Origin of the sequence: Mesorhizobium sp. B2-4-14, from assembly GCF_006442155.1 — a bacterium.
GTDB lineage: Bacteria > Pseudomonadota > Alphaproteobacteria > Rhizobiales > Rhizobiaceae > Mesorhizobium.
The window spans coordinates 17,096-40,830 of the sequence record NZ_VFVA01000013.1 but is presented as its reverse complement, the minus strand read 5'-3'; the positions used below and the strand labels follow the sequence as shown (position 1 = coordinate 40,830).

Sequence of the window (23,735 nt, the reverse complement as noted above, 5' to 3'; positions counted from 1 at the left end):
TCTACGGCGCCCCCCTCTGTCCTGCCGGACATCTCCCCCACAAGGAGGGAGATCGGACGTCGCCTCTACTTTCGCCAACTACCACCATCGCATGAAGGCGCCGCAGTTGACGTTGCCAATCTCCCCCCAAGTGGGGGAGATGTCCGGCAGGACAGAGAGGGGCGCCACAGAACTCGACGGTGGGTACTGACCCAAAACCTTTTATGCCGAGGAATTGGCTAGATAGCCGGAGGAGAACAACATGGTCTACGCAACATCGGACGGATCGGCGGGGAAGCGCCTGAGGGTCGGCATGGTCGGCGGCGGGCGCAATGCCTTCATCGGCGCCGTGCATCGGCTGGCCATGCGGCTCGACGACCAGATCGTGCTGGTCGCCGGGGCGCTGTCGTCCGATCCGGAGAATGCCGCCGCCTCGGCCGCCGAGATCGGCATCGCGCCGGAGCGCAGCTATGCCGACTACCACGCCATGGCCAGGGCGGAAGCCGCGCGGCCGGACGGCATCGAGGCGGTCGTCATCGTCACGCCCAATCATCTGCACGCGCCGATCGCCACCGCCTTCCTCGAGGCCGGCATCGACGTCATCTGCGACAAGCCGCTGTCGACCACGCTTGGCGACGCCGAGGCGCTGGTGGCGCTGACGCGGGCGCGAAAGCGGCGCTTCGTCGTCACCCTCAACAACACCGGCTACGCCATGGTGCGCCAGGCGCGCGAAATGGTGATGGCGGGCGAGCTCGGCCGCATCGTGTCCGTGCATGGCGCCTATATCCAGGACTGGCTGACCAAGCCGATCGACGCCGAGGGCCAGAAGCAGGCGGAATGGCGCACCGATCCGGCAAGGGCAGGGCAGTCGGCGGTGCTGGCCGATATCGGCGTGCATGCCTTCAACCTGGCGAGCTACATCAGCGGCCGCGAGGCCGAGGCTGTGTCGGCCGACCTGTTCACCGCCGTGCCGGGGCGTCGGCTCGACGACAACGCGCATGTACTGGTGCGCTGGACGGGTGGGGGGCGCGGCACGATCCTGGCCAGCCAGACGTCGCCAGGCCACTACAACGACCTCTCCGTGCGCATCTATGGCGACAGAGCCGGCCTCGAATGGTCGGGTGGCCGGCCGGAGGAATTGCGCTTCTCCCGATATGGCGAGGAAACCCGCACGCTGGTGCGCGGCGGCCATGGCTCGACCGAGGAAAGCCGGCGCGTCTCACGCATGCCGGCGGCGCACCCCGAGGGCTATATCGAGGCCTTCGCCAATTTCTACCGCGACGCCGCCGACATCATCCGCGCCCATCGGTCGGGCGGCGTGGTCGATCCAGCGCACGCGGCGCGGGTTCCCGATGTCGTCGACGGCGCGCGCGGCGTGAAGTTCGTCGCCGCGGCGGTGGAGTCGAACGCGGCGGGCGGGGCGTGGACGGCTGCGCGGTTTGGCTGAGGCGCACGACGCTTTCTGATACGCAATTCCGGACGGAAAACCGCTACGCACTTTTCCTGGAATTGCTCTAGCTTGCCACGGGCAACCGTCGAGATCGAGCAAAGCTTCTCAGCCGGTCGGAATCCATTGCGTGCCCGAATGCGTAGCCTTGCAATATGTCGCAGCCAAGCCCTTTGAGCACACGTGCGTGCTTCATCGTCTCGACGCCTTCGGCTATGATCTCGATACCTAGGGATTTGCCGATTTCGATGATCGACGAGACGACCTGCCGTCGCTGGGGTGAGTTCACGATAGGGTCCACCAACTGACGATCTATCTTCAGGCGGCGAGGCTGCAATTTGAGCAGGCTGACAATAGAGGCATAACCGGTGCCGAAATCGTCGATTTCGATGTCGATGCCGAGTTCCTTGATCTGCTCGACGTTCCATGTGACCAGATCATCATTGTTGTCGAGGAAGATCGACTCGACGAGTTCAAAGGAAAAAGTCCCCTTTCTGATGTTGAGGTCACGCAAGCTCTTCAGGAGTTCCTCGTCTTGAAGGCGTCGTGCCGATACGTTGACTGACACGCGCGGAATACCGATCTTGTCGGCGGACCACGCTTCGAAATCCACAAGCGATTGCTGGAGGACTTTCCGGTCTATCTCCGACACGACGTTCAGTTCTTCAGCGGTCTTCAGGAAAGCGTCAGGCGTCAGAATCCCCTTCTCTGGATGCCTCCACCGCGCCAGCGCTTCAACGCCGACGATCTCCAGGGTCTTTGCATCGAATTGAGGCTGGTAGAATACGATGAATTCGTCTCGCTCGAGACCGGCTAGAATCTCGTCGGCAACTCTCTTCGTGTTTACGATTTCGCTTTGCAGTTCTCCACTGAAGAATTCATAGCGGTTGCGGCCCCGCGTCTTTGCCCGGTAGAGGGCAATATCGGCATTCACCAGCAACTGCCTGGCATCGGCGTCACTATCATTGTCGATCGCAATTCCGACGCTGACGCCAAACCGACATTGATGGCCGTGGTAATAAACAGGTCTGCGCATCTGCTCGATGATGTTGTCGGCGAGCGCCGCGGCCTGGCCGACATCGCCGTGCACCGTGCAGAGCACGATGAATTCGTCTCCTCCAATCCGAGCGACAAAACCGCGGTCGCCGACGTTGGATTTGAGAACGGACGACGCGTGTACCAGCATTGCGTCGCCCGCCGCATGACCAAGCGTATCGTTGATGTGCTTGAAGCGGTCCAGATCCATGTGAAGCAGCGCCGCGCAGCCGCCGTCGAGTCTGGCCTTTGCCGCATGATCTTCCAGCACCTGGTCCAGATAACGCCGATTGGGCAAATCCGTCAGCGAATCGTGCAGGGCGATGTGTTCTATGCGCGCCTTGGCAGCCTCGAGTTCGGTATTTTTCGACTCGGTCAGCTGTTTTGCGCGAACCAGATCGGTATTCAGCAAGACGTCTGCCGTCACGTCCCACTCCGCGCCGACCATTCGAGGCGAATTGTTTGCGATCTCGTAGAAGATCGCCGTGGACCGGACGTGACGAATTTCGCCGTTCGGCCGAACAATCCGGTATTCCGACGAATATGTGCTTCGCCCGGCCACTGCCTTGTCGAAATCCGCAAGCGCGCCAGGCAGATCGGCAGGATGAATGGCTCCGGCCCAGTCCGAATATCCGCGCGATCCGCCATCGGGCTCTCTGCCATAGATCTCGTTGACCCGATCGTCCCACGTGAGATGGTTGGTTTCGAGGTCGTGCTCCCATACTCCGATGGCCGACGCCTCCAGAGCAAGTTCCAGCCGTCGCGACAGCCGATGCAGTTCCCAGTAGTTTCGCTGCCTCTCGTCGATAAGGCGGCCTGCCGCCAGGAAGGGGATCAAGATCAGTGCGGCCGCTGCCGCCATGATCGCCCTCAGCAGCCATGCGTTGGCGGGAGTGGCGGGCCAACCGTTCTTGGGAATGGCGGCGATCTGCCAGGAGCCCGACGGGAGCAGAACGTCGGCCGTCACCGGATTGTTTTTGATGACTCTCTCGTCACCGAAGAACTGGACTCCCTTCGCGCCAGAGGAATCACTGCCGATGAGCGCCACGTCAATCCCGAGATTCTTGTCGAGGAGACCCGTCGCCTGGTAAAGGCGCTGCACGTCGACGACCGCGGAAACAATGCCCCAGAACCGGTCGGTGTTGCCCGCGCTTTTTACGAATACCGGGAATCGACCGATGAAAGCCTGTCCTCCCTGCGCCAGATCGACCGGGCCAGCGAGAACGAGCTTGCGCTCGTCGCGCGCACGCAGGGCAGCCGCGCGCTGCTGGTCGTTCTTGCGGTAATCGAGACCGATGGCCTTCTCGTTGCCGGCCATCGGGTACATCAAGGAAATGACCAGGTCGGGCGCGCCGGCAATATTGCGAAGTTGGGACTCTTCGCTGAACAGGCGGCTGGCAAGTTCCGTGAAGCGTTGCTCTCCCATGTATGGTTCGGTCGTGACCGCGGCGACCAGACCTCGAACCAGCTGAAGGTTGCCATTAATGTTTCCTTCGAGCTTGGCGCGAATGACATTGACCTTGGCCAGCACATCCACGCGGGCGGCCTGGTCCGCAACGATCCTGTTCTGATGGTCCGCGAACGCCGCGCAAACGGCAATAACCACAATCGCAATCCCCACCGGGATCCTTGCCGGCGAGAATACGGCCCCCCTTACGCGGCCTAGCATTTTGGCGAAAAGAGCCAATAGGGCGAGATTCCCTGTGCTTGTCAGGCTCTCCGGGTGAGCCTCATAAGGGAATATTAGTTCGCAATAACTTAATTTTGGCCTTCACAGTCTTTAAAATTTTTGCGCCTTCGGCGCTGGCGCGGGCAATCGCACCAGCACTCGCCACATAGCGGCTTAGTGGCTATCGACTTTTTTCTGGACGATCCGATACGTCCCGACGCCGCGCTTGGTTGCTCCAATTGAATAGGCCATTGGAATCTTTGCAGTTTTTTCGGGCAGACCGTACATATCCTTGCCGGCCCTCACCGCGAAAGAAAAATGCTTCCAGGAAACCGTGTCATGCTCGTTGAGAAAATCGAGCGTCAGCCCCGCTGCGATCAGCGCGTTCACCACATCGCTGATCGGATGGATCCACTCATAGTATCGAGGATGCTTCAAGGTTCGTTCATCGCCGGTATAGGTCTGCTTCTCGTTCCAGGCGAGCGGTCGCGCCACCGGCGTTCGCCAGTCGTCCTTCAATTCGAGGGCGGCAGCCTTGCGATTGCACTGGAACATCAAGGGATGGCCCTCGGCCATGTACAGCCGGCCGCCGGGCCGCAGAAGATCGGCGACCACCCGCGCCCAACGAAAGACATCGTCAAGCCAGTTCACCGACCCCCAGGTGACGTAGACCACGTCATAGGTCTGGTCGAGCGCTTCGACCGCCTCGTATAGCGGCGCCTCCACGAAGCGAACGTCACTGCCTGCCTTGGAGGCGAAATCCCGCGCCGCAGCGATCGCCCTCGGTGAAAAGTCCAGGCCGGTCACGCTGCCCGCGCCGAGATTCCTCAGGCTGATCGTGTCAAGCCCGATATGACATTGCAGATGGACGATGTCCTTGCCGAAAATGTCTCCGACCTCGCGCGTTTCCAGCTCATAGAGATTGGATCCGCCAGCCAGCACATTCTCGATGCGGTAGCTGCCTGTTCTGTCGGTCGCGTGTATTTCGGCCCGATCGTCCCAATTCAGCAGGTTCGCGTCCAGAAACGGTTCCAAAGTGCCCCCGATCTCCGCCGTCGCAAGGTTAACAGCTGGTTAATAGACATTGCAGCGAGCAGACATGCGCGTCAATCCCGGAAGTCGCGCCCGTTGCGGCGCCCATTCCCGAGATCGAGACGATCGCCGTCATCGGCTCGGTGGCGAAACAGCTGTTGGCAGGAGGTTCCCCGGTTCGGCGAGGTGCGCTGGACGGACGCAGCACGCGGCACGATCCTGGCCAGCCAGACTTCGTCGACCGCTACAATGATCTGTCCGTGCGCATCCATCGCGACAGAGCCGGGCTCGAATGGTCCGGCAGGCGGCCAGAGGAATTGCGGTTCTCCGTCCATGGCGAGAATGCGCGCACGCTGGTGCCGGGGCGAGCCACGGGTCTCCTCGGCCCCACAAAAGGCAGGGAGACAATCACGCGCCATCCAACTGCGCTAACAAATCCGTCAGCATCGGCCGCTGGCCGGCAAGGATCTTGACCTCGGCCTCGGGCAGGCTGAACCAACCCGCTCTGTCGACCTCCGGAAATTCCTTCATCGACCCGGACCGCGGCGGCCATTCCATCGTGAAGATGTTGCTCTTGATCGTGGCCACATCGATCCCGGTTCTGGTTTCGGCGGACCAGGCCACAACGATCTTGCCGCCCGGCTGCCTGTAGTCGCCGAGACGCTCGAACGGGCCTTCCACCTTGAGGCCGAGCTCTTCCTCGGTTTCGCGTTGCGCTGCCGCGAGCTCATCCTCGTCTTCGCCGACGAGGCCCTTCGGGATCGACCAGGCGCCATCGTCCTTCTTCGCCCAGAACGGTCCGCCGGGATGAACCAGAAGCACCCTGATATCGCCATCGCGTCGATGATAGATCAGCAATCCCGCACTGCGTTTTGCCATTTTTGCATGTCCGTTTGTGGCGCCGGTGCGACTTCGGCCGCCATCTGATTCGTCCGGGATGATGGGTGCCGATCCTTGCATCAGGGAATTGCGACGCTATTTCAGATGCATCTGCATTGCACCTCACCAGCGAGTTCGGCAATCTGATAGCATCGTTTTGGCGTCGAAAGTCAGTGGGGCGTCCGAATGCAACTGGGTCTGATCGGCTACTACAGCGACTTCGTGGTCTATCCCCTGGTCATCGCCATATTGGGGGTGGCCGGGCTGATCGAGGCCGGAGAAGAGAGCGCGCCGGACTGGATCGGCACGATGCTGGTCTGCCTTGGCCTGTGGACTTTGATCGAATACGTCCTGCACCGCTTCGTCCTTCACCACATTCCCTGGATCAGGGATCTGCACGACCGCCATCATGTCGAGGAGCGCAGCTCGGTGGGCACGCCGACCTGGCTCAGCCTGGGCGTCCATGCGCTGGTCGCGTTCCTGCCTGTCTGGTTGGTTTCCGGCTTCGTGGCCGCGAGCGCGGTGAGCTGCGGCCTGATGCTGGGCTATCTCTGGTACATCAGCGTCCACCACATGATCCATCACTGGCACCCCAGCCATCCGAGCTACCTTTACACGCTCAAGCGCCGCCACGCGGTGCACCACCATGTCGATGACACCGCCAATTTCGGCGTGACGTCGATTTTCTGGGACCGGGTTTTCGGCACGGCACGGCTCTGAACACTGTTTGGAATTCGGCTCTGGCCAGCCATGGCGGCGCGAACTTCGAACAGCTGCTGAAGCAGGGCCTCGGGTGATGGCGCACATGCCTACGATCACGGAACTTGCATGGCGGCGCGGGCTTGGTGATCTGGGCCTACAGATCGACCGCGGCAACGCGCCAGGACGAGGGTAGGCGGTGGCCCCCTCTCGGTGCCGGCGCGAACCATTGCGCGGCAATCAGCAAGGCTGTCCGAATATCGCTTCCCCGCATCCCCTCCCGGTCAAAAAAGTATCATCCGCTGCCCTGAATCGTGGTGGCGCCTGCTCAAACGAGCCGGTACCGTGGTTTCGAAATGCAGAGCCGAAACCAATTCGGCCGGTTTAGGGAATTGGGGCCGAATGCGGCAATGATCCGTGCCGGCCCGGGAGGAAACGGACATGGAACCGGACCTGGAAGTTGTCCAGATCAGACGCGGTGAGTCTTTCAAAGCGTGGTCGCACGGCTATCCCTTCCACACAGTGCGCTGGCATTTCCATCCCGAATACGAGCTTCATCAGGTGATCTTCACCAGCGGCCGGTATTTCGTGGGAGACTTCATCGGCGAGTTCGAGCCTGGCAATCTGGTGCTGACCGGACCCAACCTGCCGCACAATTGGGTCAGCGACATTCCGCGCGACAGTTCCATTCCACTGCGCGGTCGCATCATCCAGTTCTCGGAGAGTTTCATCGGCGATGCCATGCATATTCTGCCGGAGCTCGCGGGGCTGGGCCCGCTGCTCGAGGCATCGCGGCGCGGCGTGCTGTTTTCCGCCCGCACCAACAAGGAGCTGGCGCCGCTGATGGAAGAGATGATGCAGGCGCAGGGCGTGCGCCGCATCGAGCTGTTCATGATGATCGCGGGCCTGCTCAGCCGCGCCCAGGAAATCCGGCTGCTGGCCAGCGCCAGTTACCGGCCCGACCCCTCCGGCTACATGACAGCCGGCATGAACAAAGCACTCGCCTATATCAGGGAAAATCTGACGCAGCTGTTCGATGAGGCCGACCTTGCGGCCATCGCCGGGCAATCGACCGGCGCGTTTTCGCGTTCGTTTCGCCGCCACACCGGCATGTCGCTGGTGCAGTATGTCAAGCGGCTGCGCATCAATCTTGCCTGCCAGATACTCATGAGCGACGAGCAGGCCTCGATCACCGACATCTGCTACGAGGTGGGCTTCAACAACCTGTCCAATTTCAACCGGCAATTCCTGGCGGAGAAGGGCATGCCGCCCTCGCGTTTCAGACGCCTGCTGGCCGACAATATCAACGCGGGAAAAGCCGCTTAACGGGAGGAGCCAAGGGAGGAGATACAGTTTTCGACATGAGGACGTGGACCGCAAGGAAGCGGTCCGCGATGGAGAGCGCTTGTCCGGGAAATCCTCCGCGCCAGGAGGATGTCGGCGCAGCCTGGAAAGGCCGCCTCCCGGCCCTGGTCCCAATACCAGTTGGGACCAGGAAAGGTCGCGTCTCTACACAAAGCAGTCAACGACCTTCTTACAACCATATCCAGAAACGGAGAAGACCGAATGACCAGAATTTCAATAAAGTCGACCGGCATGGCGGCGCTCGCGCTGTCGCTGCTGGCCGGCACCGCTGCCAGCGTCCGTGCCGCCGAGGTCACCGATGCCACGGTTGCCTTCCTGATGCCCGACCAGGCCTCGACCCGCTACGAGCAGCACGATTATCCCGGCTTCGCCGCCGAGATGAAGAAGCTGTGCCCGGGCTGCAAGGTGATCTACCAGAACGCCGATGCCGACGTCTCGCGCCAGCAGCAGCAGTTCAACTCGGTGATCTCGCAAGGCGCCAAGGCGATCGTGCTCGACCCTGTCGACTCGACCGCCGCTGCCTCGCTGGTCAAGCTCGCGCAAAGCCAGGGCATCAAGGTCATCGCCTATGACCGGCCGATCCCGACCGCTCCGGCCGACTTCTATGTCTCGTTCAACAATGAAGGCATCGGCAAGGCCATCGCTGATTCGCTGGTCGCCCATCTGAAGGCGCTCAAGGTCGATCCGGCCACCGGCGGTGTGCTGCAGATCAACGGTTCACCAACCGACGCGGCTGCCGGCCTGATCAAGAAGGGTATCCATGAGGGACTGGACAACAGCGGCTACCAGATCCTGGCCGAATTCGACACACCGGAATGGGCGCCGCCGAAGGCGCAGCAATGGACAGGCGGCCAGATCACCCGCTTCGGTCCGAAGATCCTCGGCGTGGTTGCCGCCAATGACGGCACCGGCGGCGGCGCCATCGCTGCCTTCAAGGCCGCCGGTGTCGACCCAGTTCCGCCGGTGACCGGCAATGACGCGACGATCGCCGCGCTGCAGCTGATCATCGCCGGCGATCAGTACAACACCATCTCCAAGCCGAGCGAGATCGTGGCGGCCGCGGCGGCGAACGTCGCTGTGAAGCTGCTTTCGGGCGAGACGCCAAAGGCCGAGACGACGCTGTATGATACCCCCTCGCAGCTGTTCACGCCTGCTGTCGTGACGCAGGAAAACCTGAAGGCCGAGATCATCGACAAGAAGATCAACACCGCGGCTGAACTGTGCGTCGACCGTTACGCGGAAGGCTGCAAGAAGCTGGGTATCAACTGACCGCGACTTTTTAGCTGCTGCGCTGTCCGGCCGTGGCCGGACAGCGCATATTCCGAACTGGTTTGAAGAGGTGTTCCAGGCATGATCGATACTCCGGCGGATCCGGCAGGCGAGCTGGTGCTCAGCCTGCGTGGTGTTTCGAAGAATTTCGGCGCCGTCTCGGCGCTCACCGACATCGACCTCGACGTGCATGCCGGCGAAGTGGTGGCGCTGGTGGGCGACAATGGGGCCGGCAAGTCGACGCTGGTCAAGATCCTTGCCGGTGTGCATCAGCCAAGTTCGGGCGCCATCAGTTTTCAAGGCAAGCAGGTGGTGCTTGCCGACCCGAGTGCCGCGCTCACGCTCGGCATCGCCACCGTGTTCCAGGACCTGGCGTTGTGCGAGAACCTCGACATCGTCGCCAACATCTTTCTCGGCCGCGAGCTCAACCCCTTGCGGCTCGACGAAGTGGCGATGGAAGTGCGCGCCTGGACGCTGCTCAACGAACTGTCGGCGCGCATCCCAAGCGTGCGCGAGGTGGTGGCGTCGCTGTCGGGCGGCCAGCGCCAGACCGTGGCGATCGCGCGGTCGCTGCTGCTCGAGCCGAAACTCATCCTGCTCGACGAGCCGACGGCCGCACTCGGCGTGGCGCAGACGGCCGAGGTGCTCAACCTGATCGAACGCGTGCGCGATCGCGGCCTCGGCGTCGTCATCATCAGCCATAACATGGAAGACGTGCGCGCGGTGGCCGACCGTATCGTCGTGCTCCGGCTTGGTCGCAACAACGGTATCTTCACGCCCGACGCCTCGAACCAGGAACTGGTCAGCGCCATCACCGGCGCGTCGAACAATTCGGTTTCGCGGCGTGCGGAGCGCCGGCAGGCGAGGCCGGATCACACGCAGGAGCAACACTCATGAGCCTTGAAGCCCAGAAGCCCGCTCCAGCGCCGCTCGACCGTGCCGATGTGCGCGTCAGGCACGAGGCCGGGATCGGTGGCACCATCCGCGCCTTTTCCGATCGCGTGCGTTCCGGTGATCTCGGTTCGCTGCCGGTCATCGTCGGGCTGGTCATCATCTGGACTGTGTTCGCCAGCATCAACCCGATCTTCCTGTCGAGCAGCAACCTGGTCAACCTGCTGTTTGACTGCTCTACCGTCGGCGTCATCGCGCTCGGCATCGTCTGTGTGCTCATGGTCGGCGAGATCGACCTGTCGGTCGGCTCGATCAGCGGCTTTGCCTCCGCACTGGTCGGCTCGCTTTGGGTCAACCAGGGCTGGCCGGTGGCGCTCGCCATTCTTGCCGCAGTCGCCTTCGGCGGCTTCATCGGCGCGCTCTATGCGCTTTTGTTCAATCGGCTGGGCATGCCGAGCTTCGTCTCGACGCTGGCGGGCCTGCTCGCGGTACTCGGCCTGCAGCTTTACATTCTGGGATCGACCGGCTCGATAAACCTGCCTTACGGCTCGAACCTGGTGAATTTCGGCCAGCTGCTGGTGATGCCGAAATGGGTTTCCTTCGGGCTGGCGGCCGTGCCGGGCATCGTCATGCTGGTCACCGGCCTGCGCACCGTGGCGCGCCGCCGTGCCGCCAATTTGTCGGCGCCGTCGAGCGGTGGCCTGATCACGCGCGCCGTGGCGATGACGCTCGTGCTGGAATTCATCGTCTTCTATCTCAACCAGGCACGCGGCATTCCCTGGATGTTCGGCCTTTTCGTCGGCCTGGTCATCGCCATGCACTACGCGCTGACGCGGACCAAATGGGGCCGCTCGATGTCGGCGGTTGGCGGCAACCGCGAGGCGGCGCGGCGTGCCGGCATCAACGTGGGGCAGATCTATTCCAGCGCCTTCGTGCTGTGCTCGATGCTGGCCGCTTTCGGCGGCGTGCTATCGGCGGCCCGCCTTGCGTCGGCCAGCCAGCAGGCCGGCACCGGCGACGTCAACCTCAACGCCATCGCCGCCGCCGTCATCGGCGGCACCAGCCTCTTCGGCGGTCGCGGCAGTGCCTATTCGGCGCTGCTCGGCATCATCGTCATCCAGTCGATCGCCAGCGGGCTGACGCTGCTCGATCTGTCCTCGTCGCTTCGGTACATGATCACCGGCGCCGTGCTTGCCATCGCAGTCATCGTCGACTCGCTGGCACGCCGCTCGCGTGTCTCTCATGGCCGAGCCTGAACCCATCAACAGGAAATGAAGACATGAGTGAAGAACTGTCCGGAAAAGTTGCCGCCGTCACCGGTGCGGCTTCAGGCATCGGTCTGGAATGCGCCAGGCATATGCTGGCGGCAGGCGCCACCGTGGTGCTGGTCGACCGCGCCGAGGCGACGCTGAACACACTCTGTGCCGAACTCGGTCCGAAGGCGATCCCGCTGTCGATCGAGCTGATGCAGCCGGCAAGCGTTGCAACGATGATGCCGCGGATCCTGGAAAAGGCCGGCCAGCTCGACATCTTCCACGCCAATGCCGGCGCCTATGTCGGCGGCGAGGTGGCAAACGGCGATCCCGACCTCTGGGATCGCGTGCTGAACCTCAACATCAACGCCTGCTTCCGCTCGATCCAGGCCGTCCTGCCGCACATGGTCGAGCGCAAGACCGGCGACATCATCGTCACCAGTTCGATCGCCGGACTGGTTCCGGTGGTCTGGGAGCCGATCTACACCGCCTCCAAGCATGCCGTGCAGGCCTTTGTCCACACGGTGCGCCGGCAGGTCGCCAGGCACGGCTTGCGCGTTGGTGCGGTGGCGCCCGGCCCGGTGGTGACGGCGTTGGTCGACGACTGGCCGAAGGCAAAGCTCGAGGAAGAGCTCGCCGCCGGTGGCCTGATGCAGCCGCGCGAAGTGGCCGAAGCGGTGATGTTCATGCTGACCCGGCCAAGGAACGTCACCATCAGGGATCTCGTGATCCTGCCGCAGAGCAATGATCTCTGAGGAGTAGTCGGTAGCCGGGCTCCACCTCACCACCGTCCACTCACTGCTTACGACCTGCTGCTCCCTGAAATCAGAGGTTTTCCTTGCCCCATTACATAGGCATCGACGTCGGCACCGGCAGCGCGCGCGCCGGGGTGTTCGATCTGTCCGGCACCCTGCTGGCCTCGGCCAAGCGGGACATCAAGGTGTGGCGCGAGCCCGGCGACATCGTCGAGCAGTCGAGCCGCGACATCTGGCGTGCGGTGTGCGCCGCGGTGCGCGGGGCCGTCGCCCAATCCGGCGCCGCGCCGGAGACGATCGCCGGGATCGGCTTCGACGCCACCTGCTCGCTCGTGGTGCTGGGCGAAGGCGGTGCGCCGCTGCCGGTTGGCCCATCTGGCGATCCGGAGCGCAACATCATCGTGTGGATGGATCACCGTGCGGCGGAACAGGCGCGCCGCATCAACCGCAGTGGCGAGGCGGTGCTGAACTATGTCGGCGGCGTCATCTCGCCGGAAATGGAGACGCCGAAACTTCTGTGGCTGACCGAAAACCTGCCTGCTACCTTCGACGCGGCCTGGCAGTTTCTGGATCTCGCCGACTTCCTGACCTGGCGTGCCAGCGGCAGCCTTGCCCGCTCGGTCTGCACGGTGACCTGCAAATGGACCTACCTCGCGCATGAAAACCGATGGGACGAAGGATATTTCCGCGAGATAGGCCTTGGGGCACTCGCCGACGAGGCCTTCACGCGCATCGGCACCGAGATCGTGCCAGCCGGTGCGGCACTCGGCAGCGGGCTGACGGCGCAAGCGGCCGCAGAGCTGGGCCTGGCCGAGGGAACAGCCGTAGCGGCGGGCCTGATCGACGCGCATGCCGGTGGTATCGGCACGGTCGGCGCGCGCGGCGCAGCCGGCAGTGTTCTGTCGCGCATGGCCTATGTCTTCGGCACCTCGGCCTGCACCATGTCAACAACGGCCGAGCCGGCTTTTGTCGACGGCGTCTGGGGTCCGTATTTCTCGGCCATGGTGCCGGGCCTATGGCTGAACGAGGGCGGGCAATCGGCGGCAGGCGCGGCCATCGACCACCTGGTGCGCTTGCATCCGGCAGCCGGCGAAGCGACGGAGAAAGCACGAGCCGCAGGGCTCACTCTCAGCGTCTGGCTGTCGCTGCTGGCCGAAAGCCGGGGCGGGGCGGCGGCTGTGCCGGCGCTGGCCGGCGGCATCCATGTCGTGCCGGAATTTCTTGGCAATCGCGCGCCTTTCGCCGATCCGGACGCACATGCGCTGATCGCCGGGCTCGATCTCGACACCAGTCTCGACAGCCTGGTCGCGCTCTATGTCGCCGGCATCTGCGGTCTTGGCTATGGCGCGCGCCAGATCGTGCGCGCCGAGCGCGAAAAGGGCATTGCCGTCGATACGATCGTCGTCAGCGGCGGCGCGGGCCAAAGCCCATTGGTCCGCCAACTGCTGGCCGATACAACCGGCCTGGTTGTGGTGGCGTCGACCTCGCAGGAGCCGGTGCTGCTGGGCTCGGCGATGCTCGGAGCCGTCGCTGCTGGAGCCTATGAGGATCTGGTGACGGCCATGGCCGCCATGTCGGAACTCGGCGAAGCCTATCATCCCAACGCGTCGCTGACCGGCTGGCACGCCAAGCGCTTCGCGGCGTTTGAGCTGCTGCAGCAGACGGGTAGGGCGATCAGAGGCTGAGACGGGTGCGCCGTCCGCTCACAGCTCCTTTTCCGCCAGTTCCCTGAATTCGTCGGGCACCGAACGCGCCGCTTCGAGCGCCACGGCGCCGTAGCCGACCGCCTGCTTGCCGAAGCGCTCGCGGATCTTGTCGATGGCGCGGTCGGCGCCAAAGCGTGCCAGGCCTTTCTGGGTGCCGGGCCGGCGCTTCTCGTCGGCAAGCCCGAGCGGCAGGTCGAGCTGCAGCTCGGCGCTTTCCTCCAGATGCGAGACCGAGATCGCCAGCAGCGAGATCGTCTTCTCCCGAGGGTGGTCGGCGAGCACGCCGCGCACGAGATCGCCGGCGATTTCGGCCAGCATGGTGGTCGCCGAGATCGGCTGGTCGAGCGTGATCGAGCGCGTCACGGCGCGGAGATCGGCAAAGCGCACGCGCACCGTCACCGTGCGGCCGGGCCGCGCCTTGGCGCGCAGCCGGCTGGCGACACGGTCAGCCAGATGCAGCAAAGTCGGCACGATCACCCGCGCCACGGCGGGCTTCTGGCCAAGCGCCAATTGCGCGCCGGCAGAATGCGCCCGCCGCTTCGTCTCCAGCTTTCTCGGGTCGCGGTTCCACGACAGGGCGGCGAGTTTTTCGCCGGCGGCGGGGCCAAGCAGTCGCGTCAGCGCGCCGCTGTGGGTCCTGGCCAACTGGCCGATGGTCTCGATGCCGATTTCGGCCAGCCGCGCCCTGGTCGCCGGGCCGACGCCCCACATCAGCGAGACCGGCAGGTCGTGCAGGAAGGCAAGCTCGGTTCCGGGATCGACCACCACCAGCCCGTCGGGCTTGGCCACCTGCGAGGCGATCTTGGCCAGATGCTTGGTACGGGCCACGCCGATCGAGATCGGCAGGCCGAGTTCGGCCCGCACGCGGCGGCGGATGGTTTTGGCGATTTCGTCCGGCGGGCCGAACAGATGCGTGCAGCCGGCGACATCGGCGAAGGCTTCGTCGATGGAGATGCGCTCCACCACCGGCGTGAAATCGTCGAGCACCTTGATCGCCGCGTCGCCCAGCCGCTGGTAGTGGCTGAAATTGCCGCCGACGAAGATCAGCTGCGGGCAAAGCTCGCGCGCCTTGCGCCCCGGCATGCCGCCACGCACGCCAAAGGCGCGTGCCTCATAGGAGGCGGCCAGCACCACGCCGCCACCCACCGCGATCGGCTTGCCGCGCAGCGACGGATCGAGCAGCTGCTCGACCGAGGCATAGAAGGCATCGAGATCGGCATGCAGGATGGTGGCTGTCGTCTCCATTCCCGACCGCTCATCCGCAGTTGCTGATAGATGCGAACGAATGAAGAACAAAAAGGGATCATTGTCAAGCAAGGAACGGATTTGTTGAAGGCGTCCCGCAGATTGGCGAAATCGGCGATGAGCGATCCTCTCCCCGTAACTCTACGGGGAGAGGATGCCGGCAGGCAGGTGAGGGGCGGCGCTGGCTTAGAGAAGAAAGCTGCTTCGCTTGAACCTGGAAAAGCATCGCCGCCTAACCAATATGTCCAGCCCGCAACGCCGTCTTCATCGCTTCCAGAGACGGCTTGCCGCCGGCGGCCAGCTCTCTCGGCTCATTTGACAAGCGTGATCAGGCGGCCCGCATACATTTCGCGATTTCCGAGCGCCGCCGCGCAATCCGACTGCACGGCCGAATTTCCTGTCATCTGCACGGTATCGCCGACGAGCCGGATGCAGTCGCCCTGGGAATTCATATCCGAGTTGCCCGCGTAGAATATCGGCGCGTCCGGTGCGTAGATGAAGCCGCTGATCACCGAGCCGGCCCCGCCATTCAGTGTCAGCGGCGATGTATTGCCGCGATCCTGGAATATGGTGATGCCGGCATAGGTGCCGCTGGTGGGCGGCGAGAGGGTCACCTGTTCATTTGCGTTGATGTAGATTTGCGCGCCTTCCATCAGGAATATCGTCACGCCCTGGCCGGTGAGGCTGCCATTTCCGCCGGGCTTTATGGTGACCCCACGCAGTATGTAGACGCCGGGGTTGAGCGTGATGTTTCCCGACCATGTCTTGTCGCAATAGGTGCCGGGCGAAAGGGTGATGGATTTGCCGTTGGGTGCGTTCTGGCAAAGCGTGTAAGGGGGAGGGGTGACGTTAGCCAGCGGGTCAAACGACGCGTACTGATGTTCGAGCGGATTGCCGCAACTCAAGCTGGCGTTGGGCGGCAAGAGGCCGGACGTGCCGCCAACGGTCGAAACGCAGCTGGCGCTCACCAGCGCAGATCCGCCTCTGTTGACGGAATCGGCCGCGTCCGAGTTGGCGGCGATCACGCAATGGTTCATCGCGACGTCGGTCGAGCCTTGCAGGTTGACCGCAGCGGATGCGTGAGGATCGAGCGCAAGTACGCAGGCCTGCGCACCGGGCACGATCTTGACCATGGTGGAGCGCGAGGCTTGCCAGGGGGGCAGGGCGCTGATGAAGCTGGGACGGCTGATGCTGGACGAAAGCGAAATATAGTAGGCGCTGGGGCCGCCGCTGGCGGCGCTCGAGAGGGCTGCGACGCTTCCCGAATATTCCTGCTGGTCGGCGGCGCGCATATTGGCCGTGAAGAAGTTCTGGCCGAGTTGCTGCACGTCGCCAGCCGCCATGCCGGCATAATATTTTGTCCCGATGGCGAGTCCCGCCGCGTCCAGCGAGTTCTGCAAGTGGTCGGCGTCGTCGCTCGTGCCCACCAGATCGATCGCGCCGGCCACGCCAAGCATCAGCGGCAGCATCGCGATCACCGTGGTCAGCGCGAAATTGCCGCGCTCCGAAGCCCAGAAGTCTTTCAACACGACAGCGCCCCTCGTCAGATCAGTACCAGGTACTACAGCAGGGGTTTCTACGTATTGTTTTACGAAACGCTAAAATTAAACCGATCACCTGGACGGAAGGCCTGCCACGGCCCTATCCAGCATGCTCCGCGCGCAGCGCTGCCTTGATCCGTTCCAGCGCCGCATCGCCGCCGGCGGCCAGTTCGTCGGCGATGCGGGCGAGATGATCGTCGGCCTTGCGATGCTTGCTGCCCCAGGCGCCGAGCGTGGCCAGCACCGGCAACAGGTCGATACCGGCCTCGGTCAGCCGGTAGATCGCCTTCAGCCCGTGGGTCGGGTCGTCGCTGCGGGTGAGAATGCCTTCATCCTGCAGCGTCTGCAGCCGCTCGGCCAACGTACGCGAGGAAATGCCTTCATCCGATTGCAGGAACTCGCGAAAATGCTTTTTCCCGGCGAAGACCAGGTCGCGGATGATAAGCAGCGTCCAGCGGTCGCCGAGCAGTTCGAGCGACAGGTTGATCGGGCAGCCGGATCTTTCGCGCGTCGACATGTCTATGGTTCCCTTTCTAAATCACTTTACTATTGACATCATTTTGGTTTCGCGTCAATGGTTCCAGAAGTAAACCACTTTGGCGATTGAGACGAGGAGCACATCCAGACATGAAAAAGCTGATCCTTCAGATGCAGATATCGGTCGACGGTTTCGTCGGCGCCAATGAGGACCATGACTGGCAGCTCTGGGAATGGGGCGACGACAATGGCTGGGACGCCGAACTGAAGCGGGACTTCAATGCCGTGTTCGCCGGCATCGACACCATCCTGCTCAGCCGAAAGATGGCCGAGGAGGGCTATCTCACCCATTGGGGCAATGCGGCGCGGAAATATCCGGCCGATCCGTTCTACGCCTTCGCCCGGCGCATCGTCGAGGCCCACAAGGTGGTGCCGAGCGACAGGCTCAAGGCCTCGCGATGGGAACGCACGACGGTGGTGAGCGGCGACCTGCCGCGTGAGGTCACGGCGCTGAAGGCCGGCGAGGGCGGCGACATCGCCGTCTTCGGCGGCGCCGGTTTTGCTTCCTCGCTGATCGCGGCCGGGCTGGTCGACGAGTTCCAGCTGTTCGTCAACCCGGCCGTGCTGGGCGCGGGCCGCCGCATCTTCGACCAGGGCGGTTTCGGGAAGCTGCGGCTGCTCGCCTCGAAGGCCTATGCCTGCGGCATGGTGGTCAGCCGCTACGCGCCGGCGGGGTGACCGGGGGCTGTGGCCGGTCAACCCCGTTCGGTTTTGCCTTACAAAACCGGTCTCGGCAAAGCCCGGAATGGCCGCTCCGCGAGGTTGTTACCTGGCGAGGAAATCCGTGATCAGCTTGACGGTGGCGTCAGGGTTTTCCTCCATGATCCAATGGCCGGAGGCGGGCACGATGGCTCCGGTCACGTCGCTGGCGACGAGGCGCAGAATGTCGGCCTGGCTCGTGCCGGCCGATTTCTCGGCGCCCACCGCCAGCACCGGCATTGTCAGCTTGCCGCCGCTGGCCAGCATCGCCGGGTTGTCGATCGCATCCTGATCGAATGCCTTGAACTGCTCGAAGGCGTCATGCATCGCATGCGGCCGGGCATAGAGCTTGGCGTAGTGGACGCGCGTCGCCTCGTCGATCTTCTTCGGGTCGGCCGACAGTTCGTTGTAGAAGCGATCGAGATAGATGCGCTCGCGGCCCTTGACCAGCCGTTCCATGTCGGGGCCGCGGAAATTGAAGTGCCACAAAAGCGGGCTCTGCTTGATCTTGTCCCAGTCGCCAATGCCCGGCAGCGGCGCGTCGATGACGACCCATTTGGTGATGCGCTTCGGATATTGCGCGGCCAGCGCATAGCCGACCATGTTGCCGATGTCGTGCGTCACCAGATCGGCCTTGTCGATCTTGAGCGCATTCATCACGCCGGCGATGTCCGCGGCCTGGTTTTTCTTGGTATAGCCGCCGTCGGGATGCGCCGAAAGGCCCATGCCGCGCAGGTCGGGCACGATCACCGTGTGATCTTTCATCAACCTTATCGCTGCCGCTCCCCACATGTCTCCCGTATCGGCAAAGCCGTGCAGCAGCACGACCGCCGGGCCTTTTCCGCCAACCCGCACATGCAGGCTGGTGCCGTTGGTCTCGATCGTCCGCGTCTTGAAACCGGCCGGAAAGGGGACCACGCGGGCCGAAGCTGGAACGCTCATTGCCAACAGACCAAGGACGATGACCAAAGGACGAAACATACCATACTCCCGCCGAGATTTTGTTTGCGGCCGCCATATCGCGGCCTCGCCAACTATGACACCATGTCCTTGATTTCGTTAGGCGACGGTCGCCTGATTGTGAATTCGGGAAAGCCGAACAATGCTGAAGCTCGAATCCGCCGCCGCCTTTGTCGCCGTCGCGGAATCCGGTTCGATCACCGAAGCGGCCAGGCGCATGGCGCTGTCCAAATCGGTCGTCAGCGAGCGGTTGTCGGAACTCGAGCGCAGCCTCGGCACGAAGCTGCTCGATCGCACGACGCGCAAGCTCTCCATTACCGAGACGGGGCGCAGTTTCTACGAACGCGCCAAGCGCATCATGCAGGAGGTGGCCGATGCCAGCGCCGAAGTCGCGGAGCGCCGGGGCGAACTTGCCGGGCCGCTCAGGATAGCGGCTCCAACCAGTTTCGGCATCCTGCATCTCGGCCCGGCGCTGTACGGCTTCCTGGCCAGGCATCCGGGGATCGAACTGACGCTCGATCTCGATGACCGCTTCGTCAGCATAGTGGCCGAGGGCTATGACGCCATTTTGCGTCACGGGCCGGTCGTCGAGGACGGACCCGTCATCGTCAAGAAACTGGCTTCCAGCCGCCGCTCTCTGGTGGCTTCGCCGGACTATCTCGAGCGGTTTGGACGGCCCGCGACGATCGAGGACCTGAAACGCCACAAGGGCATCATCTTTTCCATCCGGGGTGCCGCCGACTGGCGGTTCAAGATTTCGCGGCGGCTGGTGACGATCCGCCCGGAAACCGCGCTGCGCGTCAACAATGGGATTTTGATGCGCGATGCCGCGCTTGCCGGCCTCGGCCTGGCGCTGCTGCCCGCATACTTCATCCAGGCGGAGCTTGCCGACAAGCGACTGGCGGTCGTCGATGTCGGTGCCGAGCCGGAAGGAGCCACCATCTACATCGCCTGTCCCGAGGACCGGCGCGGGTCCGCCAAACTGCGCGCGCTCATCGCATGGCTGCGCGATGTCTTCGGCGATCCGCCTTATTGGGAGGCGTGAGCCGGCACTCAGGTGGCATCATGAAAAATGATGCCAACGGTGTGGCGCATGCCTGAGCGCAGGCGGCTGACGCCGTGGCGCAGATTGACGCGGTAGTTGCCCTTCGTACCCTGCACCGGCCGATTGTGAACGGCGAAGGCGACGGCGTCGCCCTGGCGCAGCGGCACCACCTCGACCCGGCTCTGCATGCGCGGCCGCTGCTCGGTCAGCGCGAACTCGCCGCCGGTGAAATCCTTGCCCGGCTCCGAAAGCAGGATCGCGACCTGCAGCGGGAAGGCGAGATCGCCATAGAGATCCTGGTGCAGGCAGTTGAAGTCGCCGGGCACATATTGCAGCAGAAGCGGCGTCGGCCTGACCTGTCCGGCGGCATGGCACTGGTCGAGAAATTCGGCATGCGTCGCGGGATAGCGCATCGCGATCCCCATGCGCTCGTTCCACCGGTTGGCGATTTCGGCCAGCCGTGGATAGAGTGCGGTGCGCAGGCCGCCGATCAGGTCCGGCAGGGGATAGCGGAAGTAGCGGTATTCGCCTTTGCCGAAACCGTGCCTGGCCATGTGGATGTGGCTGCGGAAATGCTCTTCCTGCGGATAGAGGCCGGCGATTTGCCGGCACTCCTGCGGCGACAGCAGCTTTTCCATCACCGCGCAGCCGAAGCCGTCGAGTTCGGCGGCCAAGGCCTGCCAGTCGTAGCCTGCGATGCGTGTCTCCGCCGCTTCGACCGCCGCTGTGGCCACCTTGGCGTGGGCATTCATATCGCGGCCTCCCTGTCGAGCAAAGCGCGCTTGCGCTCGACGCCCCAACGGTAGCCGGACAGCGTGCCGTCGGCGCGCAGGACGCGGTGGCAGGGAATGCCGAGCGCGATCGCGTTGGCGGCACAAGCCGTCGCCACGGCGCGGGCACCATCGGGCAGGCCGAGGCGCCGGGCAAGGGCCGTATAGGTGATGGTGGCACCGCACGGGATGGTGCGCAGCACCTCCCACACCCTTTGCTGGAAAGGCGTGCCGTGGCGCATATCGAGCGGCAGGTCGAGGCCGGCGGCCGGCGTCTCGATGAAGCGCGCGATTGCCACGAGGTCGTCGCGCAGGGCGGCTCCGTCCTCGGCCAGCATCCTGCCGGGGAAGCGGTCGGCGAGATCCTGCTCCAGTGTTTCTGCGTCGGAGCCGATCAGGATGGCGCAGACGCCGATGCGGCTGCGCGCCGCCAGGATGGTGCCGATCGCGGATTCGCCGATGGCGTAGGCGATGGTGGCGAGGGTGGCGGCGTCAAAGGGTGCCGCCGGCACGTCGGTTTGCATGAGGTTCATTGCCTTCACTCCTTCTGTGTGGCTGACCCTAGACGTCTGCTTTGCGTCTCTCACTCCGATGCTTGCTTTCAAATTCGAATCTCGGGGTCTGGGGACGAGCGGTGAAAAGGTAAGTGCCGCAGGTGCTGAGTATATTCACGCGACACGCGTGACGGCGACTTCGCCGAGCACGAAAACCTCGCCTGACGGCAGCCGCAATTCGGTCTCGCCTTTCGGCCCGTGGCGCAACTCGGCCTTGCCGGCATCGACAAGCTCGCCGATGGCGGCCAACACCTGTGATTTCGCATCCTCACGGCTAACGGCAGCGCCGGCGGAAATCTGGCTGTTCGCACCGGCGGCGGAAGAGCTTGCCATCGCGCGCATCGCCGGTCGTCAGCCCCGCGAAGACCGGCGGGCGTTGTCGGCTGCTTTCATCGACCCGCCGGCCTCCCGCTCGAGCAGCGCGCGTTTGCGCTCGGCGCCCCAGGCATAGCCTGACAGGGTCCCGTCCTTGCGGATCACGCGATGGCAAGGAATGGCTATGGCATGCGCGTTGGCGGCGCAGGCGGCCGCGATGGCACGGGTCGCCTTCGGCGCACCGATGCGCTGTGCGATCTCGGCGTAGGATATGGTGCCGCCGACCGGGATGTCCTGCAAGGCCTGCCAGACGCGCTGCTGGAAGGCGGTGCCGCGCACGTCGAGCGGCAGGTCGAGACCGAGTGCCGGCGCCTCGACGAAACCGACGACGCGGGCGACCAGCGCCTCGTAGTCGCGGTCGCCGCCGATCAGCCGCGCCTTGGGGAAACGGTCCTGCAGGTCGCGCACCAGCGCGTCCGGGTCGTCGCCAAGCAGGATCGCGGCGACGCCTTTTTTGCTCGATGCGACCAGGATGGCGCCGAGCGAGGATTCGCCGACGGCGAAGCGGATGTCTTCGTTGGCGCCGCCGGCGCGGTAGCGCGTCGGCGTCATGCCGAGCATGCCGGTCGATTTCTCGTAGAAGCGCCCGCTCGAATTGAAACCGGCATCGTAGATCGCGGCTGTCACGCTGACGCCGTCTTCCAGGCTTTGGCGGACCCGGGCGGCACGGCGCGCGGCGGCATAGTCCTTCGGTGTCAGTCCGGTGATCGCCCTGAAGACGCGATGGAAGTAGCCGGGGCTGCGGCCCGCCGCGACCGCCAGCTGGTCAAGCGAGGGTTCTTCCTCGCTGTCCTCGATCATGCGGCAGGCCTTGGCGACCATCGCGGCGTTGCCGGCATCGATCGACGGGCCATCCGGGTTGCAGCGGCGGCAGGCGCGGAAACCGGTCGCCTTCGCCTGGGCCAGCGTGTCGTGCAGCTGCACATTCCTGAGGTTGGCACGCCGCGATGGACAGGAGGGCCGGCAATAGACGCCGGTGGTCGCCACCGAATACCAGAATTTGCCGTCAGCCGACTTGTCGCGCCTGACGATCAGCCTCCAGCGCGGATCTTCGGCCACCGGCAGCGGCGCGGATTTCAGCTCTCTTTGAAGCGTGATGAACATGGCGCCATTGAAGCCGCCAAGGGCCGGCTCCGCCACCCGTTTCCTGCCAAGAGCCGCAGGATCGCTGAGGCTCGCCTCGCTCCTATGCCGCCCGCTTGGGCTCCATCGCGAACGGGCTTAGCCCAAGCCAGGCCTGCATCTTCCTGCCGATCGCCTGATCGCCGGTCAGGGCCACCTTCGCGCCGGCCTTCTCGACGGTGAGCAGCCCCATCCAGATCGCCGTCATCGTGTAGAGGTCCGTGGAGACATACAGGTCGACGTCGAAACCCGGATCGTACCAGCACAGATCGACCTCGCCGTGCTTCTCGACGATCAGCCACCACGAGCGTTTGGACGCCGGAAGCTCCTGATACAGGAATTGTATCACCGTGCGGCCCTCGGGCAGCGGCGAGGGGTTCAGGTTGCGCCGCATGTCCCACATCAACAGCGATGGATCGAGGTTCTTGAGCGACAGCCGGGACTCCACCCATTTCTGTCCCCAGAAGCCCATTGCCTCGACGACCGGGCGCAAATCCCGGCCGGCTTCAGTCAGCCGATAGTCGAAAATCCCCTTCTCGCCCTGGACCTCCTTGCGCTCGACGATGCCGGCGAGTTCAAGCTCCTTCAGCCGTTGCGACAGAAGGGTTGGCGACATTTTGGGGACGCCGCGGCGCAGGTCGTTGAAACGGGTGGAACCCGCCACCAGTTCGCGCATCAGCACCATCGTCCAGCGGGTGCACAGCACCTCGGCGGCCATCGACAGCGGGCAGAACTGTTTGTATCCGTGCTGGACCATGGTCGACGTCCCTCCCTCGAACCTGGGCGCAACATTAGGCTCTCGTGAAGGAAGCGGCCAGTACGGAAACTGTACTGGCCCGGTACAGATCGCGGACTGGTTGGCGCGGGCCCGGTCATGCGAGCCCTTTGGCCGGTTGCACGGGATCCCC

The 23,735-nt window shown here is 63.9% G+C and carries 23 protein-coding genes; 10 read left to right on the top strand and 13 right to left on the bottom strand.

The annotated features are described in order from the left end of the window. The first annotated feature begins 241 nt into the window (after nucleotides 1-241). Nucleotides 242-1,426 (top strand): Gfo/Idh/MocA family oxidoreductase, encoded by a 1,185-nt coding sequence (locus FJ938_RS13835; RefSeq protein WP_140694516.1) that lies wholly within the window; start codon nucleotides 242-244, stop codon nucleotides 1,424-1,426. A 67-nt stretch (nucleotides 1,427-1,493) separates the two neighbouring features. Here FJ938_RS13835 and FJ938_RS13830 read toward each other — a convergent pair whose 3' ends face one another. The 4 genes from FJ938_RS13830 to FJ938_RS13815 form a co-directional block, all read right to left on the bottom strand. Next, on the bottom strand, nucleotides 1,494-4,130 hold the full coding sequence (locus FJ938_RS13830; RefSeq protein WP_181169093.1) for an EAL domain-containing protein: 2,637 nt from the start codon (nucleotides 4,128-4,130) through the stop codon (nucleotides 1,494-1,496). Between the two features lie 174 nt (nucleotides 4,131-4,304). Then, entirely contained in the window at nucleotides 4,305-5,165 is an 861-nt protein-coding gene (locus FJ938_RS13825) for a class I SAM-dependent methyltransferase (protein WP_140694514.1), read from the bottom strand. Between the two features lie 71 nt (nucleotides 5,166-5,236). Further along, nucleotides 5,237-5,497: a hypothetical protein gene (locus FJ938_RS29475; RefSeq protein ID WP_181169084.1), complete on the bottom strand. Its 261-nt coding sequence runs from the start codon at nucleotides 5,495-5,497 to the stop codon at nucleotides 5,237-5,239. Between the two features lie 73 nt (nucleotides 5,498-5,570). After that, a complete protein-coding gene (locus FJ938_RS13815) occupies nucleotides 5,571-6,041 on the bottom strand; it encodes an NUDIX domain-containing protein (RefSeq protein WP_140694511.1) in 471 nt (156 codons plus the stop codon). 186 nt (nucleotides 6,042-6,227) lie between these two features. Between FJ938_RS13815 and FJ938_RS13810 the strand changes: the two genes are divergently transcribed. From FJ938_RS13810 to FJ938_RS13780, 7 genes are all read left to right on the top strand, one after another. Beyond that, nucleotides 6,228-6,761 (top strand): sterol desaturase family protein, encoded by a 534-nt coding sequence (locus FJ938_RS13810; protein WP_140694508.1) that lies wholly within the window; start codon nucleotides 6,228-6,230, stop codon nucleotides 6,759-6,761. 420 nt (nucleotides 6,762-7,181) lie between these two features. Next, nucleotides 7,182-8,066, top strand: coding sequence for an AraC family transcriptional regulator (locus tag FJ938_RS13805; protein ID WP_140694506.1), 885 nt, complete (start codon nucleotides 7,182-7,184; stop codon nucleotides 8,064-8,066). Nucleotides 8,067-8,306: 240 nt separating this feature from the next. Then, on the top strand, nucleotides 8,307-9,374 hold the full coding sequence (locus tag FJ938_RS13800) for a sugar ABC transporter substrate-binding protein (RefSeq protein ID WP_140694503.1): 1,068 nt from the start codon (nucleotides 8,307-8,309) through the stop codon (nucleotides 9,372-9,374). An 81-nt stretch (nucleotides 9,375-9,455) separates the two neighbouring features. Beyond that, complete coding sequence (locus tag FJ938_RS13795; RefSeq protein WP_140694500.1) at nucleotides 9,456-10,271, top strand: ATP-binding cassette domain-containing protein; 816 nt, start codon at nucleotides 9,456-9,458, stop codon at nucleotides 10,269-10,271. Continuing rightward, nucleotides 10,268-11,521 carry a sugar ABC transporter permease gene (locus FJ938_RS13790; RefSeq protein WP_140694497.1) on the top strand — a complete coding sequence of 418 codons (1,254 nt, stop codon included), beginning with the start codon at nucleotides 10,268-10,270 and terminating at the stop codon, nucleotides 11,519-11,521. The genes FJ938_RS13795 and FJ938_RS13790 overlap by 4 nt, the downstream gene beginning before the upstream one ends. A gap of 23 nt (nucleotides 11,522-11,544) precedes the next feature. Further along, nucleotides 11,545-12,273 (top strand): SDR family oxidoreductase, encoded by a 729-nt coding sequence (locus FJ938_RS13785; protein WP_140612941.1) that lies wholly within the window; start codon nucleotides 11,545-11,547, stop codon nucleotides 12,271-12,273. Between the two features lie 83 nt (nucleotides 12,274-12,356). Beyond that, nucleotides 12,357-13,958 carry an FGGY-family carbohydrate kinase gene (locus tag FJ938_RS13780; protein ID WP_140694494.1) on the top strand — a complete coding sequence of 534 codons (1,602 nt, stop codon included), beginning with the start codon at nucleotides 12,357-12,359 and terminating at the stop codon, nucleotides 13,956-13,958. Between the two features lie 18 nt (nucleotides 13,959-13,976). Here the strand turns inward: FJ938_RS13780 and dinB are convergent, their stop codons facing one another. The 3 genes from dinB to FJ938_RS13765 form a co-directional block, all read right to left on the bottom strand. Next, entirely contained in the window at nucleotides 13,977-15,224 is a 1,248-nt protein-coding gene (gene dinB / locus FJ938_RS13775; RefSeq protein WP_140694491.1) for a DNA polymerase IV, read from the bottom strand. 311 nt (nucleotides 15,225-15,535) lie between these two features. After that, nucleotides 15,536-16,711 (bottom strand): pilus assembly protein, encoded by a 1,176-nt coding sequence (locus FJ938_RS13770; RefSeq protein ID WP_348642281.1) that lies wholly within the window; start codon nucleotides 16,709-16,711, stop codon nucleotides 15,536-15,538. Nucleotides 16,712-16,865: 154 nt separating this feature from the next. Then, entirely contained in the window at nucleotides 16,866-17,282 is a 417-nt protein-coding gene (locus tag FJ938_RS13765; RefSeq protein ID WP_140694488.1) for a helix-turn-helix domain-containing protein, read from the bottom strand. Nucleotides 17,283-17,392: 110 nt separating this feature from the next. Here FJ938_RS13765 and FJ938_RS13760 point away from each other — a divergent pair, with 110 nt between their 5' ends. Beyond that, nucleotides 17,393-17,980 carry a dihydrofolate reductase family protein gene (locus tag FJ938_RS13760; protein ID WP_140694485.1) on the top strand — a complete coding sequence of 196 codons (588 nt, stop codon included), beginning with the start codon at nucleotides 17,393-17,395 and terminating at the stop codon, nucleotides 17,978-17,980. An 87-nt stretch (nucleotides 17,981-18,067) separates the two neighbouring features. Here FJ938_RS13760 and FJ938_RS13755 read toward each other — a convergent pair whose 3' ends face one another. Beyond that, entirely contained in the window at nucleotides 18,068-18,982 is a 915-nt protein-coding gene (locus FJ938_RS13755) for an alpha/beta hydrolase (RefSeq protein WP_140694483.1), read from the bottom strand. Nucleotides 18,983-19,103: 121 nt separating this feature from the next. On the opposite strand from FJ938_RS13755, the gene FJ938_RS13750 reads away from it, so the two are divergent. Then, complete coding sequence (locus FJ938_RS13750) at nucleotides 19,104-20,006, top strand: LysR family transcriptional regulator (RefSeq protein WP_140694481.1); 903 nt, start codon at nucleotides 19,104-19,106, stop codon at nucleotides 20,004-20,006. 8 nt (nucleotides 20,007-20,014) lie between these two features. Here the strand turns inward: FJ938_RS13750 and FJ938_RS13745 are convergent, their stop codons facing one another. The 5 genes from FJ938_RS13745 to FJ938_RS13725 all read right to left on the bottom strand — a co-directional run bounded on the left by FJ938_RS13745 (nucleotide 20,015) and on the right by FJ938_RS13725 (nucleotide 23,584). Beyond that, the gene (locus tag FJ938_RS13745) at nucleotides 20,015-20,758 is read right to left on the bottom strand and encodes a 2OG-Fe(II) oxygenase (RefSeq protein WP_140694478.1); all 744 of its coding nucleotides are present in this window, start codon (nucleotides 20,756-20,758) and stop codon (nucleotides 20,015-20,017) included. Further along, nucleotides 20,755-21,309, bottom strand: a complete 555-nt coding sequence (locus tag FJ938_RS13740; RefSeq protein ID WP_140694476.1) for a methylated-DNA--[protein]-cysteine S-methyltransferase — start codon at nucleotides 21,307-21,309, stop codon at nucleotides 20,755-20,757. Before FJ938_RS13740 ends, FJ938_RS13745 begins: the two co-directional genes overlap by 4 nt. A gap of 135 nt (nucleotides 21,310-21,444) precedes the next feature. After that, on the bottom strand, nucleotides 21,445-21,663 hold the full coding sequence (locus tag FJ938_RS13735; RefSeq protein WP_246673310.1) for a hypothetical protein: 219 nt from the start codon (nucleotides 21,661-21,663) through the stop codon (nucleotides 21,445-21,447). An 18-nt stretch (nucleotides 21,664-21,681) separates the two neighbouring features. Continuing rightward, nucleotides 21,682-22,809 (bottom strand): bifunctional DNA-binding transcriptional regulator/O6-methylguanine-DNA methyltransferase Ada, encoded by a 1,128-nt coding sequence (gene ada, locus FJ938_RS13730; protein ID WP_181169092.1) that lies wholly within the window; start codon nucleotides 22,807-22,809, stop codon nucleotides 21,682-21,684. A gap of 82 nt (nucleotides 22,810-22,891) precedes the next feature. Further along, entirely contained in the window at nucleotides 22,892-23,584 is a 693-nt protein-coding gene (locus FJ938_RS13725) for a helix-turn-helix domain-containing protein (protein ID WP_140694467.1), read from the bottom strand. Between the last annotated feature and the right edge of the window lie 151 nt (nucleotides 23,585-23,735).

What these genes read in the sequence shown, in the direction of transcription:
- FJ938_RS13835 (WP_140694516.1), top strand. Translation starts at nt 242, where the DNA reads ATGGTCTACGCAACATCGGACGGATCGGCGGGGAAGCGCCTGAGGGTC.
- FJ938_RS13830 (WP_181169093.1), bottom strand. Translation starts at nt 4,130, where the DNA reads ATGCTAGGCCGCGTAAGGGGGGCCGTATTCTCGCCGGCAAGGATCCCG.
- FJ938_RS29475 (WP_181169084.1), bottom strand. Translation starts at nt 5,497, where the DNA reads ATGGACGGAGAACCGCAATTCCTCTGGCCGCCTGCCGGACCATTCGAG.
- FJ938_RS13815 (WP_140694511.1), bottom strand. Translation starts at nt 6,041, where the DNA reads ATGGCAAAACGCAGTGCGGGATTGCTGATCTATCATCGACGCGATGGC.
- FJ938_RS13810 (WP_140694508.1), top strand. Translation starts at nt 6,228, where the DNA reads ATGCAACTGGGTCTGATCGGCTACTACAGCGACTTCGTGGTCTATCCC.
- FJ938_RS13805 (WP_140694506.1), top strand. Translation starts at nt 7,182, where the DNA reads ATGGAACCGGACCTGGAAGTTGTCCAGATCAGACGCGGTGAGTCTTTC.
- FJ938_RS13800 (WP_140694503.1), top strand. Translation starts at nt 8,307, where the DNA reads ATGACCAGAATTTCAATAAAGTCGACCGGCATGGCGGCGCTCGCGCTG.
- FJ938_RS13795 (WP_140694500.1), top strand. Translation starts at nt 9,456, where the DNA reads ATGATCGATACTCCGGCGGATCCGGCAGGCGAGCTGGTGCTCAGCCTG.
- FJ938_RS13790 (WP_140694497.1), top strand. Translation starts at nt 10,268, where the DNA reads ATGAGCCTTGAAGCCCAGAAGCCCGCTCCAGCGCCGCTCGACCGTGCC.
- FJ938_RS13785 (WP_140612941.1), top strand. Translation starts at nt 11,545, where the DNA reads ATGAGTGAAGAACTGTCCGGAAAAGTTGCCGCCGTCACCGGTGCGGCT.
- dinB (WP_140694491.1), bottom strand. Translation starts at nt 15,224, where the DNA reads ATGGAGACGACAGCCACCATCCTGCATGCCGATCTCGATGCCTTCTAT.
- FJ938_RS13765 (WP_140694488.1), bottom strand. Translation starts at nt 17,282, where the DNA reads ATGTCGACGCGCGAAAGATCCGGCTGCCCGATCAACCTGTCGCTCGAA.
- FJ938_RS13760 (WP_140694485.1), top strand. Translation starts at nt 17,393, where the DNA reads ATGAAAAAGCTGATCCTTCAGATGCAGATATCGGTCGACGGTTTCGTC.
- FJ938_RS13755 (WP_140694483.1), bottom strand. Translation starts at nt 18,982, where the DNA reads ATGTTTCGTCCTTTGGTCATCGTCCTTGGTCTGTTGGCAATGAGCGTT.
- FJ938_RS13750 (WP_140694481.1), top strand. Translation starts at nt 19,104, where the DNA reads ATGCTGAAGCTCGAATCCGCCGCCGCCTTTGTCGCCGTCGCGGAATCC.
- FJ938_RS13745 (WP_140694478.1), bottom strand. Translation starts at nt 20,758, where the DNA reads ATGAATGCCCACGCCAAGGTGGCCACAGCGGCGGTCGAAGCGGCGGAG.
- FJ938_RS13740 (WP_140694476.1), bottom strand. Translation starts at nt 21,309, where the DNA reads ATGAACCTCATGCAAACCGACGTGCCGGCGGCACCCTTTGACGCCGCC.
- FJ938_RS13735 (WP_246673310.1), bottom strand. Translation starts at nt 21,663, where the DNA reads ATGGCAAGCTCTTCCGCCGCCGGTGCGAACAGCCAGATTTCCGCCGGC.
- ada (WP_181169092.1), bottom strand. Translation starts at nt 22,809, where the DNA reads ATGTTCATCACGCTTCAAAGAGAGCTGAAATCCGCGCCGCTGCCGGTG.
- FJ938_RS13725 (WP_140694467.1), bottom strand. Translation starts at nt 23,584, where the DNA reads ATGGTCCAGCACGGATACAAACAGTTCTGCCCGCTGTCGATGGCCGCC.